The following is a 16,541-nucleotide window of genomic DNA, read 5'->3' as shown; positions in this document are numbered from 1 at the left end:
ATCTACTAGCAGTCAGAACTCAGGAATCGATAAAGCTCTCGGGAGTGGTAACGCCAGACATGCGCCTGATTCACGGGGACTATCGGCATTAATGCATTACAAACCAGCACCTCATCCGCATCGGCCAATGCAGCCACAGGTTCACTGACGATCTGTAGATCGAAGTCAGAACCTGCCAGCGAGGCAATAATATGCTGTCGGGCAACGCCATCTACACCAGACTGAGATACATCCGGCGTATAGACATGATTTCCTTTGCGCCAGAATAAATTAGCGGCACAGCATTCCACTAGCGCACCGGAAGTGTCAAGCACGAGGGTCTCATCGGCTGATGTCTGGTCAAGATGCGCTCGAATCAGCACCTGCTCAAGACGATTCAGATGTTTTATGCCCGCCAACAGTGGATTTTTAGCTAGCGTCACCGGGCTAAGATTCAGGCTAATCCCTTGTTCGCGCCAATCGGCATAGTGCGCAGGATAGCCTGCCTGCATGACGATCCGGGTTGGCTGCATGCAGCCTTGGGGACTATAGCCACGCCCGCCAGCACCGCGCGTTAGCATCACTTTCACTACGCCGTCCGCCCGCCTCTGCGCTGCCAGTTTCATTTCTGCAATCAGGCCTTCCCAGTCAACAAGTGGAAATAACAGGCGTGTCGCGGCCTGTTGCAGGCGCACGATATGTCGATCCAACCAGACAACCTCTCCAGCACTGACTCTGGCTGTCGTAAAGCAGCCGTCACCATACTGTGTCGCCCGATCGAGCACCGAGAGCTGTTCCTGTAACTGGCCATTAATCCACAGCATAATAAGCTCCGCATCATTTATCATCGTCAGCTTGCCAGTAAAGCTGCGTTGCAGACAAGCAGGTGTGTCTGATTTTATGCAGGCAAAAAAAAACCCGGAAACCGGGTTTTTTAAAAACACTATTGCGATCAAATCTTACGGAAGATCAGAGAACCGTTGGTTCCGCCGAAGCCGAAAGAGTTACACAATACATATTCCATATTGCTAACCTGGCGCGCTTCATGCGGCACGAAATCCAGATCGCAGCCTTCATCTGGGTTATCCAGATTGAGCGTTGGCGGAACGGCTTGATCGCGCAGAGCAAGAATACTGAAAATTGACTCCACTGCGCCTGCCGCACCGAGCAAGTGACCCGTCATGGATTTTGTCGAGCTAACCAGTACGCTGCTAGCATCCGCACCAAACACGGATTTCACAGCCTGTGTTTCAGCCTTATCACCTGCAGGCGTAGAAGTGCCATGCGCATTGATATAGCCGATCTGGTTCGTTGACACACCCGCATCACGCAGGGCGTTTTCCATCGCCAGTGCTGCACCTGAACCGTTCTCCGGCGGAGACGTCATATGATACGCATCGCTGCTCATGCCAAATCCAACAACTTCTGCATAGATTTTCGCACCGCGCTTTTTCGCGTGTTCATACTCTTCCAGCACCATGATGCCAGCACCGTCACCCAGCACAAAACCATCACGATCTTTATCCCACGGACGGCTTGCCGCCTGAGGATCGTCATTGCGTGTAGACAACGCACGAGCAGCGCCGAATCCACCAACGCCTAATGGCGTACTGGCTTTTTCTGCACCGCCGGCCAACATCACATCCGCATCGTTGTAAGCAATAATGCGAGCGGCATGACCAATATTATGCACGCCAGACGTACAGGCTGTAGCAATGGAGATGCTCGGGCCACGCAGTCCATACATGATAGTAAGATGCCCAGCCACCATGTTGACGATGGTTGACGGCACGAAGAACGGACTGATTTTACGTGGGCCACCGTTCACCAGCGCTGTGTGGTTCTCTTCAATAAGACCCAGACCGCCGATGCCGGAACCAATCGCTGCGCCGATACGCGGTGCGTTCTCTTCCGTTACTTCCAAACCGGCATCCTGCATAGCCTGAACGCCAGCAGCAACACCGTATTGAATAAAGGCATCCATCTTGCGAGCTTCTTTACGCGAAATGAATTCCTCAGAATTAAAATCCTTTACTAAGCCAGCAAAACGCGTTGCATAGGCACTAGTATCGAAATGGTCGATCAGGCTGATACCACTCTGACCGGCAAGAAGAGCACTCCAGGTAGACTCAACTGTATTGCCGACAGGAGATAACATGCCCAGTCCGGTCACAACTACTCGACGCTTAGACACGCTTATCCTCCAGGGAGGGAAAAAAAGACACTGCGGGACAAAAAAACTTAGGCGGTCGAATGACCGCCTAGATATGTTCGCTTACTGCTGGTTAGCCTGAATGAAATCAATGGCTGCCTGAACAGTCGTGATTTTTTCAGCTTCTTCGTCTGGAATCTCAGTATCAAATTCTTCTTCCAGAGCCATTACCAGCTCAACAGTGTCAAGAGAATCAGCGCCGAGGTCATCAACGAAAGAAGCATTGTTTACGACTTCTTCCTGCTTAACACCAAGCTGTTCAACGATGATTTTCTTAACGCGTTCTTCGATAGTGCTCATACTCTTAAATTTCCTATCAAAACTCGCTTTCGCGATGGTTTTCGTAGTGTATAAAATGTTTGAAAAGATGCAACAAAATCTCGGCTGGTCGAACCACGATTTTGTGCTATTTTGCGGTTATCACCGCAAATAATGCAAATAGTTTTCGAGCTTTTTAGATCATATACATGCCGCCATTGACATGCAATGTTTCGCCAGTAATGTAAGCAGCTTCATCAGAGGCTAAAAATACAACAGCACTGGCGATTTCTTTAGCATCACCGAGACGGTTAGCTGGAACCGACGTCAAAATGCCTGCTCGCTGTTCTTCTGTCAATGCCTGAGTCATATCTGTTTCGATAAAACCAGGTGCGACGACGTTGACCGTAATACCACGAGAAGCCACTTCACGCGCGAGGGATTTGCTGAACCCAATCAGCCCCGCCTTCGCTGCCGCATAGTTAGCTTGCCCTGCATTGCCCATCGTTCCCACAACAGAACCGATGGTAATGATACGACCAAAACGTTTCTTCATCATGGCACGCATTACTGCTTTAGACATGCGGAATACCGACGTCAGATTGGTATCCAGAATATCGTGCCATTCATCATCTTTCATACGCATCAGCAGGTTATCACGCGTGATACCGGCGTTATTGATAAGGATATCAACTTCCCCAAATTCCGCGCGAATTTCTGCCAATACGCTTTCTACTGATGCTGCATCGGCAACATTCAGCATATAACCTTTACCGTTCTCACCCAGCCAGCCGCTAATTGCTTCAGCACCTTTTTCGCTGGTTGCGGTACCAATGACTTTTGCCCCGCGGGCAACCAACGTCTCGGCGATGGCACGCCCTATACCACGGCTTGCACCGGTAACCAGTGCAATTTTCCCCTCAAAACTCATTGTCTTCTCCGTTCTTATTTCTCAATCGCCGCTGATAGAGAAGCAGGATCGTTCACCGCAGCTGCTGTCAGGGTATCGACGATTCGTTTGGTTAAGCCAGTCAATACTTTACCCGGCCCGACTTCTAACAGTGACTCAACGCCCTGAGAGGCCATAAATTCAACACAGTCAGTCCAGCGCACGGGGCGATAAAGCTGGCGTACTAACGCATCGCGAATCGCTTCCGGCGTCGTTTCGATGCTCGCATCAACATTATTGACAACGGGAATGACCGGAGAATTAAAGGTCACAGATTCCAGCGCAACAGCAAGTTTCTTCGCCGCTGGCTCCATTAACGCACAGTGTGACGGTACGCTGACAGGCAGCGGCAGTGCACGCTTCGCGCCAGCTGCTTTACACGCTGCACCGGCACGCTCAACGGCGTCTTTATTGCCCGCAATCACCACCTGACCCGGTGAATTGAAGTTTACCGGAGAGACAACTTGCCCCTGCGCGGATTCTTCACACGCTTTGGCAATGGCATCGTTATCAAGCCCGATAATCGCAGACATCGCGCCCGTTCCTTCCGGTACCGCTTCCTGCATCAGTTTGCCGCGCAGTTCAACTAAACGGACAGCCTGTTGAAAATCGAGAACACCAGCACAAACCAGTGCGGAATATTCACCCAAGCTATGGCCAGACATCAGCGCTGGCGTTTTTCCGCCCTGCTGCTGCCAGACACGCCAGATAGCAACAGAAGCGGTCAGTAACGCAGGCTGCGTCTGCCAGGTTTTATTCAACTCTTCAGCAGGCCCTTGTTGGGTGAGTTGCCATAAGTCATAACCTAACGCTTCGGAAGCCTGAGCAAACGTCTCGGTGACAATTGGGTATTCTGCCGCAAGCTCGGCCAACATCCCTACCGTCTGCGATCCCTGACCGGGAAATACCATTGCAAATTGCGTCATATCACAATCCTGTTAATTAAAAACGAACCAGCGCGGAACCCCAGGTAAAACCGCCGCCGAAGGCTTCAAGCAGCACCAGTTGCCCTGGTTTAATGCGCCCATCGCGCACGGCTTCATCAAGCGCTGAAGGCACGGAAGCCGCGGAGGTATTACCATGACGATCCAACGTCACAACCACCTTGTCCATCCCCATACCCAGCTTTTTCGCCGTGGCGCTAATGATTCGCAGGTTAGCCTGATGAGGCACCAACCAGTCTAATTCACTTTTGTCCAGTTGAGCCGCTTGCAGCGTTTCTTCAACGATATGTGCCAGTTCAGTCACGGCCACTTTAAAGACTTCATTACCCGCCATCGTCAGGTAAGCAGGCGTCTCCGCATGGTTACGATCCTGATGCGGCAGCGCCAGCAGTTCGCCATAGCGCCCATCAGCGTGCAGATGGGTAGAAAGAATACCCGGCTGCTCTGATTGCGTTAACAGCACCGCTCCCGCTCCATCACCGAATAAAATCAGCGTGCCGCGATCTTCAGGATCCAATGTACGAGACAGCGTATCGGAACCAATCACCAGTGCGTATTTCACCGCACCATTTTTAACATATTGATCGGCAACGCTCAGTGCATAGGTAAAACCTGCACAGGCAGCCGCCAGATCGAAAGCGATCGTATCTTTGATCCCTAACAACTGCTGAACCTGACAGGCAGAGCTCGGGAAAGCATGGCTTGATGATGTTGTCGCAACAATCAGAAGACCGACTTCAGAAGGATCGACATTTGCCATTTCCAGCGCTTTCTGCGCGGCACGGTATCCCATGGTCGCAACGTTTTCATCCGGCGCAGCAATACGGCGCTCACGGATTCCAGTACGTGTGACGATCCATTCGTCCGTCGTTTCCACCATCTTTTCTAAATCAGCGTTCGTCCTGATTTGTTCAGGCAGGTAGCTGCCCGTTCCGATTATTTTTGTATACATGTACGCTTAGTCACTCTTGGGTAATACCGCTTCTAGACGGGCGGCAATCCGGTCGGGAAGCTGCCGCCGTACCGTCTGCATTGCCTGTTCAATAGCAACCGCAAACGCTCTCTGGTTTGCTGCACCATGGCTTTTGATTACAGTTCCCCGTAATCCTAGCAGGCATGCGCCATTATATTGATCGGGGTTCAAATGACCGAAACGCTTTGATAAGCGCTTTTGTAACAAACGTCCCAGCCATTTCAACCACCAGGACCGTTTTTGTTTTTGCCCCGGGCCTGAGGCTGGCGATTTCAGCAGTGACAGAAACATCCTTACCACGCCTTCCACCGTTTTCAGTGTGACATTACCCACAAAGCCGTCACAGACCATCACATCCGTTTTCCCAGTCAGCAGATCGTTGCCTTCCAGATAACCGATATAATTTATTGATGGTGCCTCTTTTAACTGTGCCGCTGCTTCACGGATAGTGCTCAGCCCTTTGCTTTCTTCTTCACCAATATTCAACAACGCGACCCGAGGGTTCTTCAGTTCCAGCACTTCTTCCGCCATGACTGAACCCATCACGGCAAACTGAACCAGCATTGTGCTATCACAGTCAACATTCGCTCCCAGATCCAACACGACGGTCTTTCCGTGCTGCTGGTGAGGTAAGACCGACACCAATGCGGGTCGTTCAATACCTTCAAGTGGCTTAATCAGAAGCTTGGCCAGCCCCATGAGCGCCCCCGTGTTGCCTGCACTCACACAGGCCTGTGCTCTGCCGTCTTTAATCAACTCAAGCGCTATGCGCATTGAGGTACCACGGCTCGCACGAATAGCCTGCGACGGCCTCGCATCACTAGCAATAACCGACTCCGCCGGAACAACTTCTAAGCGGGAAAGTAAATCAGAATCGACTTTGGCAAGTAATGGTGTAATCGCAGCAGGATCGCCGACTAATAACAAATTGAGAGCTGGATTAGAAGCCAGTGCCTGCAATGCAGCAGGCACTGTTACGCAGGGACCAAAATCCCCGCCCATCGCATCTAACGCCAGAGTTAGGCGTGTCAAGGTATTGCCTTGCAAATAATTCGCAAGAATTACTTAGCAATGACCTTGCGACCGCGGTAGTAACCATCCGCAGTGATGTGGTGACGCAGGTGAGTTTCGCCAGAAACTTTATCTACGGATACAGAAGAGGTAGTCAGCGCATCGTGTGAACGACGCATACCACGTTTGGAACGGCTAGGTTTGTTTTGTTGTACGGCCATGGACCTTACTCCTTAATTACTTACGCTTTAAACTGGCTAATACGGCAAACGGATTTGGTTTTTCCGCCTCTTCAGGCAGTTGGCCAAACACCATGTCCGCTTCGGACACTTCACAGTGTTCAGAATCATGCACCGGGGCGATAGGCAACATCAGAATAATTTCATCTTCAATCATTGCCAGCAGATCGACTTCGCCAAACTCATCAACGCCGATCGGCTCATACGCTTCCGGTAACGCTTCGGCCTGCTCATCATTGACGACCGGGCTAAAACAGAATGTCGCATGGACTTGATGCTCAAACGGCTTTCCGCAACGTTGACACATCAGTGTGACCGTAACATCGGCGTTACCGTCAATCACTGCCAGACGCTGATTATCAATATTGAAAGATAAAGAGGCCTGAACATCACTATCCACACTCACCACTGATTCGGCAACACGCTCTACTTGTTCTGGCGAATAGATACCAACGTAGTCTAAACGCTTCTGAGCAGTGCGGACCGCATCAAGGGTTAAGGGTAATTTTACCTTTTGCATAGGGCGCGCATATTAACGTCGTAACGACATAGAGTCAAAGAAAAAGGCAGTGGTACACCACCTTTCACCAATATTCGCTTCCAGAGCGGCGCACAGTTTAAAATGCCTTTCATCATTACGCTACGGTTTATCAAAAAATTATGCAGCAGATCGTTCTCGCTTCAACTTCACCTTATCGCCGGGCCTTATTGGAAAAACTGGGCCTCCCCTTTGTTTGCGCGTCGCCAGACATCGATGAAACCCCGCAGCCGGGTGAAGATGCCGTCGATCTCGTGCTTCGCCTTGCTGAAAGCAAAGCCCGAACATTGGCCACACACTACCCCAATCACCTGATTATCGGCTCCGATCAGGTTTGCGTTCTGGGAAATACCATTACGGGAAAACCCCATAATAAGGAGAATGCAACGCGACAGTTACAGCAGGCCAGCGGGAAATGCGTTTCCTTCTTTACCGGTTTAGCGCTTTTCAATAGTGCGACCCAAGAAATACAACGCATCGCGGAACCATTTGACGTGCATTTTAAAACGCTAACGGATGCGGAAATTGACGGCTATCTGGAGAAGGAGCAGCCGTGGAACTGCGCGGGCAGTTTCAAAAGCGAAGGGTTGGGTATTGCCCTCTTTGAACGGTTATCCGGGCGCGATACTAATACGCTCATTGGGTTACCACTGATCGCGCTGATTCAGATGCTACAAAAGGAAGGCGTTAATCCTTTGACGGCGTAATACAAATCGGGATAGCGCGATGACGTTCTATCCCGACAGATAAAGGCGTATAAGCGATACGCGTCGTTATGCTTTTGTCTTACGCAACGCCTGAAGACAGCGACGTAGCCCATTATCCAAAGGCGCTTCGATTCTCAACGTCTCGCCAGTATTCGGATGCTCAAAACGCAGTGCCTGCGCATGCAGGAACAGACGTTTTAAACCGGTGTCCGCCAGTTGCTCATCGAATTCACGATCGCCGTAACGGTCATCAAATGCTATCGGATGCCCAGCATATTGAGTGTGTACACGAATTTGATGCGTACGTCCGGTGACAGGACTCGCCCTCACCAGAGTTGCATGCTCAAAACGCTCTTCTACCTTAAAGCGCGTTTCTGACGGCTTACCTTCGCTGTTAACCCGCACAACGCGCTCACCGCTTTGTAGAATATTTTTTAGCAACGGTGCCTGGACAACCTTGCAATGGGATTGCCATTGTCCGCGAACCAGCGCCAGATAATCTTTTTGCATGCCTTTCAGCCGCAGCTGTTCATGCAGAGAGCGCAAAGCCGAACGTTTTTTCGCTACCAGCAAAACGCCTGACGTATCGCGATCGAGGCGGTGTACTAGCTCCAGAAAACGCGCTTCCGGGCGTAAAGCACGCAGGCCTTCAATTACGCCGAAGCTCAGACCGCTCCCGCCATGCACAGCGGTACCCGAGGGCTTATTCAGCACCAGCAGGTAGTCATCTTCGTAAATAATGCACTCGGCCAACGCCGCGACTTTACCAAGACTCGCAGAAACAGGCGTTTCATCACGTTCTGCCTGCCGAACAGGCGGAATACGAATGACATCGCCGTCGAGCAATTTATACTCAGGCTTGACCCGTTTCTTATTTATCCTTACCTCGCCTTTACGCAAGATACGGTAAACCATGCTTTTAGGCACACCCTTTAAGTGGGTATGCAAAAAGTTATCGACGCGCTGCCCCGCTTCATCTGCGGAGATCGTCACAAATTGTACTGAAGGATTATCTGTTTTCATGATGCGCGATTCTAAATAGAGCAACCCGATAGCGCCACTTCTTTTTCTGTGCTTAACTGTGTGTCTGACTTATGAAGATATTGTTGCACTATCGGGTAAGTAACGCGGGTAGATAACGGGTGAATTGCTCAGTAGCATCAAACCCTGCCCGTTTTGGCGATAACGACACAACTATCTTTATACAGACAGGCAAAGTCACCTTGCTATAACGGTATCAGCAGTGGAATAATGCTTTTGCGTTTCCCACGCGGATTTCCGATAAAACAAGGGGAAATTGCGAAATTATTAAATTTGCCTGATGACGCACACACGCAGCAATGGCGTAAGACGTAATGCGAAATCAAGCAGTTAGCGGGCTGCGGATTGCAGCTTGGCCGGCAAATGGAATCAGATCTGGCGACATTATTCAGAAGCTGTTCCCTCAGTAAATGCGCTGTTTTCCATCAGGAAACACAGGCTACCGAAACATGCGTCTCTATGCAGGCGACAACCGGGAGGTTGACGTCCCTGCGATAAGCCACGAGGCCATCGGTTCACTCCGGTCATGCGGTTCTTTTGTCCGCAGCTCTATCAATAATGCAAGTAAAAATAACGAGTAAGTTGAAGATGAAAAGAATGTTAATTAACGCAACTCAGCAGGAAGAGTTGCGTGTTGCCTTGGTTGATGGTCAACGGCTGTATGATTTGGATATCGAAAGTCCAGGTCATGAGCAGAAGAAAGCAAATATCTACAAAGGTAAAATCACTCGTATCGAACCCAGTCTTGAAGCGGCTTTTGTTGATTACGGCGCAGAAAGACATGGTTTCCTCCCTCTTAAAGAAATCGCCCGCGAATACTTCCCCAGCAACTATGCTTCCCATGGTCGTCCTAACATTAAAGACGTGTTACGTGAAGGTCAGGAAGTCATTGTTCAGGTAGACAAAGAAGAGCGTGGCAACAAAGGCGCTGCGCTGACTACCTTTATCAGCCTGGCGGGTAGCTATCTGGTCTTAATGCCGAATAACCCGCGCGCCGGTGGAATCTCCCGTCGCATCGAAGGTGACGATCGCACCGAGCTCAAAGAAGCCCTGGGGTCGCTGCAACTGCCTGATGGCATGGGTCTCATTGTTCGTACTGCTGGTGTGGGTAAATCCGCTGAAGCCCTGCAATGGGATCTGGCTTTCCGTCTGAAACACTGGGACGCGATCAAAAAAGCCGCCGAAGGCCGCCCTGCACCGTTCCTGATCCATCAGGAAAGTAACGTGATTGTTCGCGCCTTCCGTGACTATCTGCGCCCAGATATTGGCGAAATCCTGATCGACAATCCGAAAATTCTCGATCTGGCGAAAGAACACATTTCTGCGCTGGGTCGTCCTGATTTCAGCAGCAAAATCAAATTGTACAGTGGTGAAATCCCGCTTTTCAGCCACTACCAGATTGAATCGCAGATCGAGTCGGCTTTCCAGCGTGAGGTTCGCCTGCCGTCCGGCGGTTCTATCGTTATCGATACCACCGAAGCGCTGACGGCGATTGATATCAACTCCGCCCGTGCAACGCGCGGTGGCGATATTGAAGAAACCGCGTTTAATACCAACCTTGAAGCCGCAGACGAAATTGCTCGCCAATTGCGCCTGCGTGACCTCGGTGGCCTGATCGTTATCGACTTTATCGATATGACCCCGGTTCGCCACCAGCGCGAAGTGGAAAACCGCCTGCGAGATTCCGTACGTCAGGATCGTGCGCGTATTCAGATTGGCCGCATTTCCCGCTTCGGTCTTCTGGAAATGTCGCGTCAGCGTCTGAGTCCGTCACTGGGTGAATCCAGCCATCACGTCTGCCCGCGTTGTAGCGGTACAGGTACGATTCGTGACAATGAATCACTTTCTCTGTCTATTCTTCGCCTGATTGAAGAAGAAGCGCTGAAAGAAAACACCAAAGAAGTCCACGCGATTGTTCCAGTCCAGATTGCTTCTTATCTGCTGAACGAGAAGCGTGATGCCGTTAACGCCATTGAGAAACGTCAAGGCGGCGTGCGTGCGGTCATCGTGCCACACGATGGCATGCAAACGCCTCACTACTCCGTTGTCCGCGTCCGTAAAGGCGAAGAAAAGCCAACGCTCAGCTATCTGCTGCCTCAGCGTTTGGAAACGGAAACACAGCAACAGCAAGACGAACAGACGATTGAACGTAAACAGCCTGAGCAACCTGCTTTAGCGACGTTTACCATGGCAGAAATGCCAGCGGAAACCGCACCGTCGGTAGCCAAAGCGACACCTGCTGCGGCGAAACCTGCGGAAACCGCTCAGCCAGGCCTCATCAGCCGTTTCTTCAGCGCCTTAAAAAGCGCCTTTGCTTCTGAACCTGCGGTAAAAGCAGCGGATAGCGTCGACGAGAAGAAGGCAGAAGAAGAGAAATCGGCTGACGGTCAGCGTTCTGAACGCCGGAATTCTCGTCGTCAGGGCAATAACCGCCGCGATCGCAATTCTCGTGACGATCGTGGTTCTCGTGACAATCGTGAACCGCGTGATGAGCAGCGCCGTAATAAGCGACAGAACGAGGAAGTGGTTGCGGAAAACGCGGAGAAAACCAGTTCAGAAGAACAGCCTCGCCGTGAACCGCGTGCTGAGCGCCAGCGTCGTCGTCAGGATGAGCGCCGTCAGGCTCCTGCTGAAGCAAAAACTCAGGCAACTGTTGATGATTCCGATGACAACGTAGCCGAGCAGGATAAACCGACTCAGGTTATGCCACGTCGTCAACGCCGTCAGTTGTCACAGAAAGTACGTGTTCAGTCTGACACTCAGCAGGATACCCTCTCCGATAGCACAGTGCCTGTCGCTGTTCCATCTGAGCAGGCTCAATCCTATGTCAAGTCGAACGAGGCTGCGGTAGACAACAACGAGGTCGATAGCGAGCAAAACGACGCAAATCGTGCCAACGCCGAGAATGGGGGAATGCCACGTCGTTCACGCCGTTCGCCGCGTCACCTGCGCGTCAGCGGCCAACGCCGTCGTCGTTATCGTGATGAGCGCTACCCGTCTCAATCTCCTATGCAGTTGGAATTTGCCGCCGCATCACCGGAAATGGCATCAGGAAAAGTGTGGATCAGCTATCCTCTTGCCCAGACACAGCAGGCTGAAGGCCAACCGCAGGACGAAAACGTTGCGGCGATTGAAACACCGCTGTTGCCAACCGTCGTCGAAACTGCAGTGACTACGCAAATCGATACCGCGGAATCCAACGTAGCTGAAAATGTGGCGATTGCTGAAACCGCGGTTCAGGAAGACGCTGTTGTCACCGCAACAGCACAATCTGCCGACGTGATTCAGGATAGCAATGTCGCAAATGTCGAGGTGAGTGCCGCAGACGAAGATACCGTCATCGAGCCCGTTACCGAGAACACCGCTATCGACGATGCTATCGCTGCGGTTGCCGTAAGTGCCGTTGAGGAAGCAAAGGTTGCTGATACTGCACTAGCCGCTGAAGACGCACAGATCGTTGAACCTGTTGCGACTGAAACTGTAATTGCTGAAACTTTAGCTACTGACGATGTCGCTACGGAAGCATCCGTAGAAGACAAGCAGACGGATAGCATTGCTGATGCAACCGAGAAGGCTGATGTGGCAGAACCCGTTTCTACTCCAGCAGTTTCCGCAGTACAGGAAACGATCCCGCCACAGCGCGCTCAGGATGAACCTGTCACCGCGGCCAGCGCACAGCCGATAGTGGAAGAACCTGTATCGAGCGTAGCAAAAGCAGCAACCGTTGCTGAGCAACCTCGCTATAAGTTCCATGCGACAGCGCCGATGACCAAGGCTCCTGCGCCGACATACCACGCGGAACCAGCTCGACAGAGTGATTGGGTTCGTCCTGCCTATCCGTTCTCAGGAAAAGGTTCGGCAGGCGGTCATGCTGCAGTTAACCAGTCAACTGCGCCAGCAACCAAGCCTACACCTGTCAGCGAATAATCCTGACTTCTATAGACAAACACCCGCCAATTGGCGGGTGTTTTTTTATGTACTAACGCTTGTTAGCCTAAAAAACGCAATAGCTTGATATCTACGCTGTCCGTTTTGCCATCCAGTTCAGCCAGCAGGTTCTTGAAGTGATCGCTCTGCTCATGTGATGTCAAAGCCTCTCGATCTTTCCAGCGCTCGAAGAACACGAACGAACCAGCTTTATCTACGACTTCATGCAGATCATACTGCACATTACCCGCTTCCTGTCGGCTGGGCACCACCACGCGCTTTAGCGTTGCGGTCACGTCTGCAATGAACTCTGCTTTTGCCTGAATGGTAGCAACAATACGAATTTCCATATACATCCCTTATTTATCAATGAAAAGATAGTGCTATCAGATGCCAATCCACGGTTAATTTCAAGCATTCATCAACAAACGGATGCATTCGAATGGCTTTACGCTTATCCTTATCCCCCGCCGTATCAGTCCCAAAACCAACCGAAAGACGATGTTTTTCTACTGACCGCCGGAGCGCAATTCCATGACCGCACAGCCCACTATTCTTAAAATCCGTCGTCCTGACGATTGGCACATTCACCTGCGTGACGATCGGATGCTGGAAACCGTTCTCCCCTATACCAGCCGTTTCTTTGGCCGTGCGATTGTTATGCCTAACCTGACGCCGCCGATTACCACGGTGGCCAGCGCTATCGCGTATCGCCAACGTATTTTAGCCGCGGTTCCGCAGGGTGATGACTTTCACCCGCTGATGACGTGCTACCTGACCGATGCGCTTGATGCCAATGAAATCGTGAGTGGTTTTGAGCAAGGCGTCTTTACTGCTGCCAAATTATACCCGGCCAACGCCACAACAAACTCCAGCCATGGAGTAACCAGCGTCGCCAATATCTCCGGCATTTTGGAAAAAATGCAAAAAATTGGCATGCCGTTGCTCATCCACGGTGAAGTTACCGACGCTGCCGTGGATATTTTCGATCGGGAAGCGCGATTCATCGAAACGGTATTGGAACCATTGCGCCAACAGTTTCCTGAGCTGAAGGTCGTCCTCGAGCACATTACGACGAAAGAAGCCGCGCAGTACGTGGTTGAAGGTAATGATTATCTCGCCGCAACCATTACACCGCAGCACCTGATGTTTAACCGCAATCATATGCTGGTTGGCGGCGTTCGCCCTCACCTGTATTGCCTGCCGATCTTAAAACGCAATACGCATCAGCAGGCACTACGTGAAGCCGTAGCCAGCGGTTGTGAACGCCTTTTCCTCGGTACTGATTCAGCGCCTCACGCGAAACACAGGAAAGAATCCAGCTGTGGCTGTGCTGGAGTATTCAATGCCCAGGCGGCATTAAGCACATACGCCACCGTTTTTGAAGAAATGAACGCGCTTGATAAACTCGAAGCATTTTGCTCCCTAAACGGCCCACGTTTTTATGGCCTGCCAGTGAACGACAGCTGGATTGAGCTTTACCGTGAAACGGTCACGTTCCCGGAAGAAATCTCGCTTGGCGATGAGTCGTTAATCCCCTTCCTTGCCGGACAAAGCCTCAACTGGTCAGTCCGTTAATCGACAAGCCCATCCGCATTATGCCGATGGGCTAAATTTTGTTGCGTGTCTTGTTCTCCACTTGCAATAACTGTATAAATAAACAGTTTAAAATTTGGAGGTCATCATGCGCGTAGAAATCACTCTTGCAAAGACAACGCCTTTACCCGCCGGTGCGATTGATGCACTCAGGCATGAGCTGGAAAAACGTATTCACAAAATTTATCCCGATACGCCCATTCAGGTTCGTTATGCATCTGCAAATAACCTGACGGTAATGGGTGCAGGCAAAGATGACAAAGATCGTATCTCTGAAATTTTGCAGGAAACGTGGGAAAGTGCCGACGACTGGTTTACAGCAGAGTAATCTAAAACTTGAAAGATAACGAAGATATGGGCTGTAATGGCAGTTTAAAGCGGCATTTCGCCATATGCTATGACCGAGGGTATCTGTTATGACGGTAGAAAAACCAGAAGAGGCAATGACATTCGGGGAACTGCTGGAGCTGATTGGCGAGCAACAACGCAAAATCGATGCTCTGGAACTCGCCTTTTCGTCTCTGGCATTCTGCCTCGATGAAAAAGCAAACACACTGATGATTCATAACCTGACTCTCGAATCTCAAAATGAGAATCGAGATCCAGCGATGAAAAAATACCTTGCCAGGCTTGCTGCCGCATTGGAGAAAAATGCAGGTTCTGGTGTGGAATAATGTCCTGCTGCCCCTGCTAACAACACCTTCGGGATGAAAGCCTATTCGTCCCGATATTTTATCTGACGCATCGCTTACCCCCTTTCTCCATACCGTCTGTGTAATATTTTTTACGAAAAACTGAAAATATTTCCCATAAATTAAATAAGCAGCAGTATACTGATAATGCTCATTTAAAAATAATGAGCCACCTGAAGCCTCGTTAGTCACTCATGTTAGTAACTAGTCAATAAGGGGTATTTATGGATAGAAAAAATGAAGTTATTCAGACACATCCTCTTGTAGGTTGGGATATCAGCACCGTTGACAGTTATGATGCCATGATGATCCGTTTACACTACTTATCCACCTCGGATCAAGCACCAGATGAAGCACATGTAGACCGCACGCTTTGGCTAACGACCGATGTTGCACGGCAACTGATACACATACTCGAAGCCGGTATTGCAAAAATCGAATCAACAGACTGTGACGTCAGTGATTATCGAAAACATTAGTAATTGATAACGTTATTAATAGTATATTCAATACCCATCAGTTTTTCCTAAAACGACAACACCGCCAATTAAGGCGGTGTTGTCGTTTTAGGGCTATTCTCATTTCTTTTTATATTCACCAATAAATTAATTCGTACCGTCTGTCTTTATACTAATAATCACTTACTGCATCATTATTCAACTAATAGAGCCTCTTTGCAGTGCCGCACATTTATTTCTCTGCCAGCTTATTCATTCTTCATTTGCCAACAGACATCAGAAATAGCTATTGCTATTAAATAACTTCCATAACCAAACTGAATAAATTATGAATTTAAATTCAAAAAAACTGCTCATGTTTATGATAATGTTACAATTTGAAAGTTTATATTGATTTTATGTTTCATCCTGTTAAATTTCGCCGAATTGACAGCGTTATCGTTTTGATAAGGAGTTATCACTATGCTTTGGCGTAATACCTCTTCTCGTTATGGCCATATCAGCATTCTTTTGCACTGGATTGCAGCGTTAACCGTTTATGGCATGTTCGCTTTAGGCCTGTGGATGGTCACATTAGGCTACTACAATATCTGGTATCACCGTGCTCCGGAGATCCACAAAGCGATTGGCGTATTGTTCTTTGCCATCTTAATTTTTCGCGTGGTGTGGCGCTTTATTTCTCCACCGCCTCCACCGTTGAAAAGCTACTCCACATTGACCCGCGTCAGCGCGACGCTGGCTCACATTGCGCTTTATGTCATTCTTTTCGCCATTCTTATTAGTGGATATCTCATTTCCACTGCCGAAGGGCATTCCATCTCAGTTTTTGGCTGGTTTTCTATTCCGGCCATTGTCAGCGGCTTGACGGATCAGGCCGATATAGCAGGCGACGTGCATCTTTATCTTGCATGGGCGGTGGTTGCCTTATCAGCGCTGCACGGTTTAGCCGCATTAAAACACCACTTTATCGATGGTGATAACACGTTGAAACGGATGTTGGGTCGCAACGTTCCTTAA

At 50.1% G+C, this 16,541-nt stretch carries 18 protein-coding genes; 7 read left to right on the top strand and 11 right to left on the bottom strand.

Features of this window, described 5'->3' with window-relative positions; genetic code table 11:
* Positions 1-5: 5 nt before the first annotated feature.
* From pabC to yceD, 9 genes are all read right to left on the bottom strand, one after another.
* Positions 6-803: an aminodeoxychorismate lyase gene (gene pabC / locus AB8809_RS09770; RefSeq protein WP_349856099.1), complete on the bottom strand. Its 798-nt coding sequence runs from the start codon at positions 801-803 to the stop codon at positions 6-8.
* Positions 804-931: 128 nt separating this feature from the next.
* On the bottom strand, positions 932-2,173 hold the full coding sequence (fabF, locus tag AB8809_RS09765) for a beta-ketoacyl-ACP synthase II (protein ID WP_181844733.1): 1,242 nt from the start codon (positions 2,171-2,173) through the stop codon (positions 932-934).
* Positions 2,174-2,254: 81 nt separating this feature from the next.
* Positions 2,255-2,491: an acyl carrier protein gene (gene acpP / locus AB8809_RS09760; protein ID WP_005970506.1), complete on the bottom strand. Its 237-nt coding sequence runs from the start codon at positions 2,489-2,491 to the stop codon at positions 2,255-2,257.
* A gap of 154 nt (positions 2,492-2,645) precedes the next feature.
* Positions 2,646-3,380: a 3-oxoacyl-ACP reductase FabG gene (fabG, locus tag AB8809_RS09755; RefSeq protein ID WP_010297224.1), complete on the bottom strand. Its 735-nt coding sequence runs from the start codon at positions 3,378-3,380 to the stop codon at positions 2,646-2,648.
* 14 nt (positions 3,381-3,394) lie between these two features.
* Positions 3,395-4,324 carry an ACP S-malonyltransferase gene (gene fabD / locus AB8809_RS09750; RefSeq protein ID WP_015840712.1) on the bottom strand — a complete coding sequence of 310 codons (930 nt, stop codon included), beginning with the start codon at positions 4,322-4,324 and terminating at the stop codon, positions 3,395-3,397.
* A 16-nt stretch (positions 4,325-4,340) separates the two neighbouring features.
* Entirely contained in the window at positions 4,341-5,294 is a 954-nt protein-coding gene (locus AB8809_RS09745) for a beta-ketoacyl-ACP synthase III (RefSeq protein WP_181828847.1), read from the bottom strand.
* 6 nt (positions 5,295-5,300) lie between these two features.
* A complete protein-coding gene (plsX, locus tag AB8809_RS09740; RefSeq protein ID WP_015840714.1) occupies positions 5,301-6,347 on the bottom strand; it encodes a phosphate acyltransferase PlsX in 1,047 nt (348 codons plus the stop codon).
* A 29-nt stretch (positions 6,348-6,376) separates the two neighbouring features.
* Positions 6,377-6,547 carry a 50S ribosomal protein L32 gene (gene rpmF / locus AB8809_RS09735; RefSeq protein ID WP_011093369.1) on the bottom strand — a complete coding sequence of 57 codons (171 nt, stop codon included), beginning with the start codon at positions 6,545-6,547 and terminating at the stop codon, positions 6,377-6,379.
* Positions 6,548-6,563: 16 nt separating this feature from the next.
* The gene (gene yceD, locus AB8809_RS09730) at positions 6,564-7,085 is read right to left on the bottom strand and encodes a 23S rRNA accumulation protein YceD (RefSeq protein WP_015840715.1); all 522 of its coding nucleotides are present in this window, start codon (positions 7,083-7,085) and stop codon (positions 6,564-6,566) included.
* A 140-nt stretch (positions 7,086-7,225) separates the two neighbouring features.
* Between yceD and AB8809_RS09725 the strand changes: the two genes are divergently transcribed.
* The gene (locus tag AB8809_RS09725; RefSeq protein ID WP_349856100.1) at positions 7,226-7,810 is read left to right on the top strand and encodes a nucleoside triphosphate pyrophosphatase; all 585 of its coding nucleotides are present in this window, start codon (positions 7,226-7,228) and stop codon (positions 7,808-7,810) included.
* Between the two features lie 66 nt (positions 7,811-7,876).
* On the opposite strand, the gene rluC is transcribed toward AB8809_RS09725, so the two are convergent.
* A complete protein-coding gene (rluC, locus tag AB8809_RS09720; RefSeq protein ID WP_015840717.1) occupies positions 7,877-8,833 on the bottom strand; it encodes a 23S rRNA pseudouridine(955/2504/2580) synthase RluC in 957 nt (318 codons plus the stop codon).
* 606 nt (positions 8,834-9,439) lie between these two features.
* On the opposite strand from rluC, the gene rne reads away from it, so the two are divergent.
* Complete coding sequence (gene rne, locus AB8809_RS09715) at positions 9,440-12,778, top strand: ribonuclease E (protein ID WP_349856101.1); 3,339 nt, start codon at positions 9,440-9,442, stop codon at positions 12,776-12,778.
* A 62-nt stretch (positions 12,779-12,840) separates the two neighbouring features.
* Here rne and AB8809_RS09710 read toward each other — a convergent pair whose 3' ends face one another.
* Entirely contained in the window at positions 12,841-13,128 is a 288-nt protein-coding gene (locus tag AB8809_RS09710; RefSeq protein ID WP_181828851.1) for a putative quinol monooxygenase, read from the bottom strand.
* Between the two features lie 184 nt (positions 13,129-13,312).
* Here AB8809_RS09710 and pyrC point away from each other — a divergent pair, with 184 nt between their 5' ends.
* The 5 genes from pyrC to AB8809_RS09685 all read left to right on the top strand — a co-directional run bounded on the left by pyrC (position 13,313) and on the right by AB8809_RS09685 (position 16,541).
* Entirely contained in the window at positions 13,313-14,356 is a 1,044-nt protein-coding gene (gene pyrC, locus AB8809_RS09705; RefSeq protein ID WP_015840720.1) for a dihydroorotase, read from the top strand.
* A 106-nt stretch (positions 14,357-14,462) separates the two neighbouring features.
* The gene (dinI, locus tag AB8809_RS09700) at positions 14,463-14,702 is read left to right on the top strand and encodes a DNA damage-inducible protein I (protein ID WP_015840721.1); all 240 of its coding nucleotides are present in this window, start codon (positions 14,463-14,465) and stop codon (positions 14,700-14,702) included.
* A gap of 88 nt (positions 14,703-14,790) precedes the next feature.
* The gene (locus AB8809_RS09695) at positions 14,791-15,048 is read left to right on the top strand and encodes a hypothetical protein (RefSeq protein WP_015840722.1); all 258 of its coding nucleotides are present in this window, start codon (positions 14,791-14,793) and stop codon (positions 15,046-15,048) included.
* Between the two features lie 242 nt (positions 15,049-15,290).
* Entirely contained in the window at positions 15,291-15,545 is a 255-nt protein-coding gene (gene bssS, locus AB8809_RS09690) for a biofilm formation regulator BssS (RefSeq protein ID WP_005970542.1), read from the top strand.
* Positions 15,546-15,986: 441 nt separating this feature from the next.
* Complete coding sequence (locus tag AB8809_RS09685; protein WP_039471531.1) at positions 15,987-16,541, top strand: cytochrome b; 555 nt, start codon at positions 15,987-15,989, stop codon at positions 16,539-16,541.

This window comes from Pectobacterium aroidearum (assembly GCF_041228105.1).
GTDB classification, from domain to species: Bacteria; Pseudomonadota; Gammaproteobacteria; order Enterobacterales; family Enterobacteriaceae; genus Pectobacterium; species Pectobacterium aroidearum.
The sequence above is the reverse complement of the archived record's forward strand: the minus strand, read 5'-3'. Positions and strand labels throughout refer to the sequence as shown.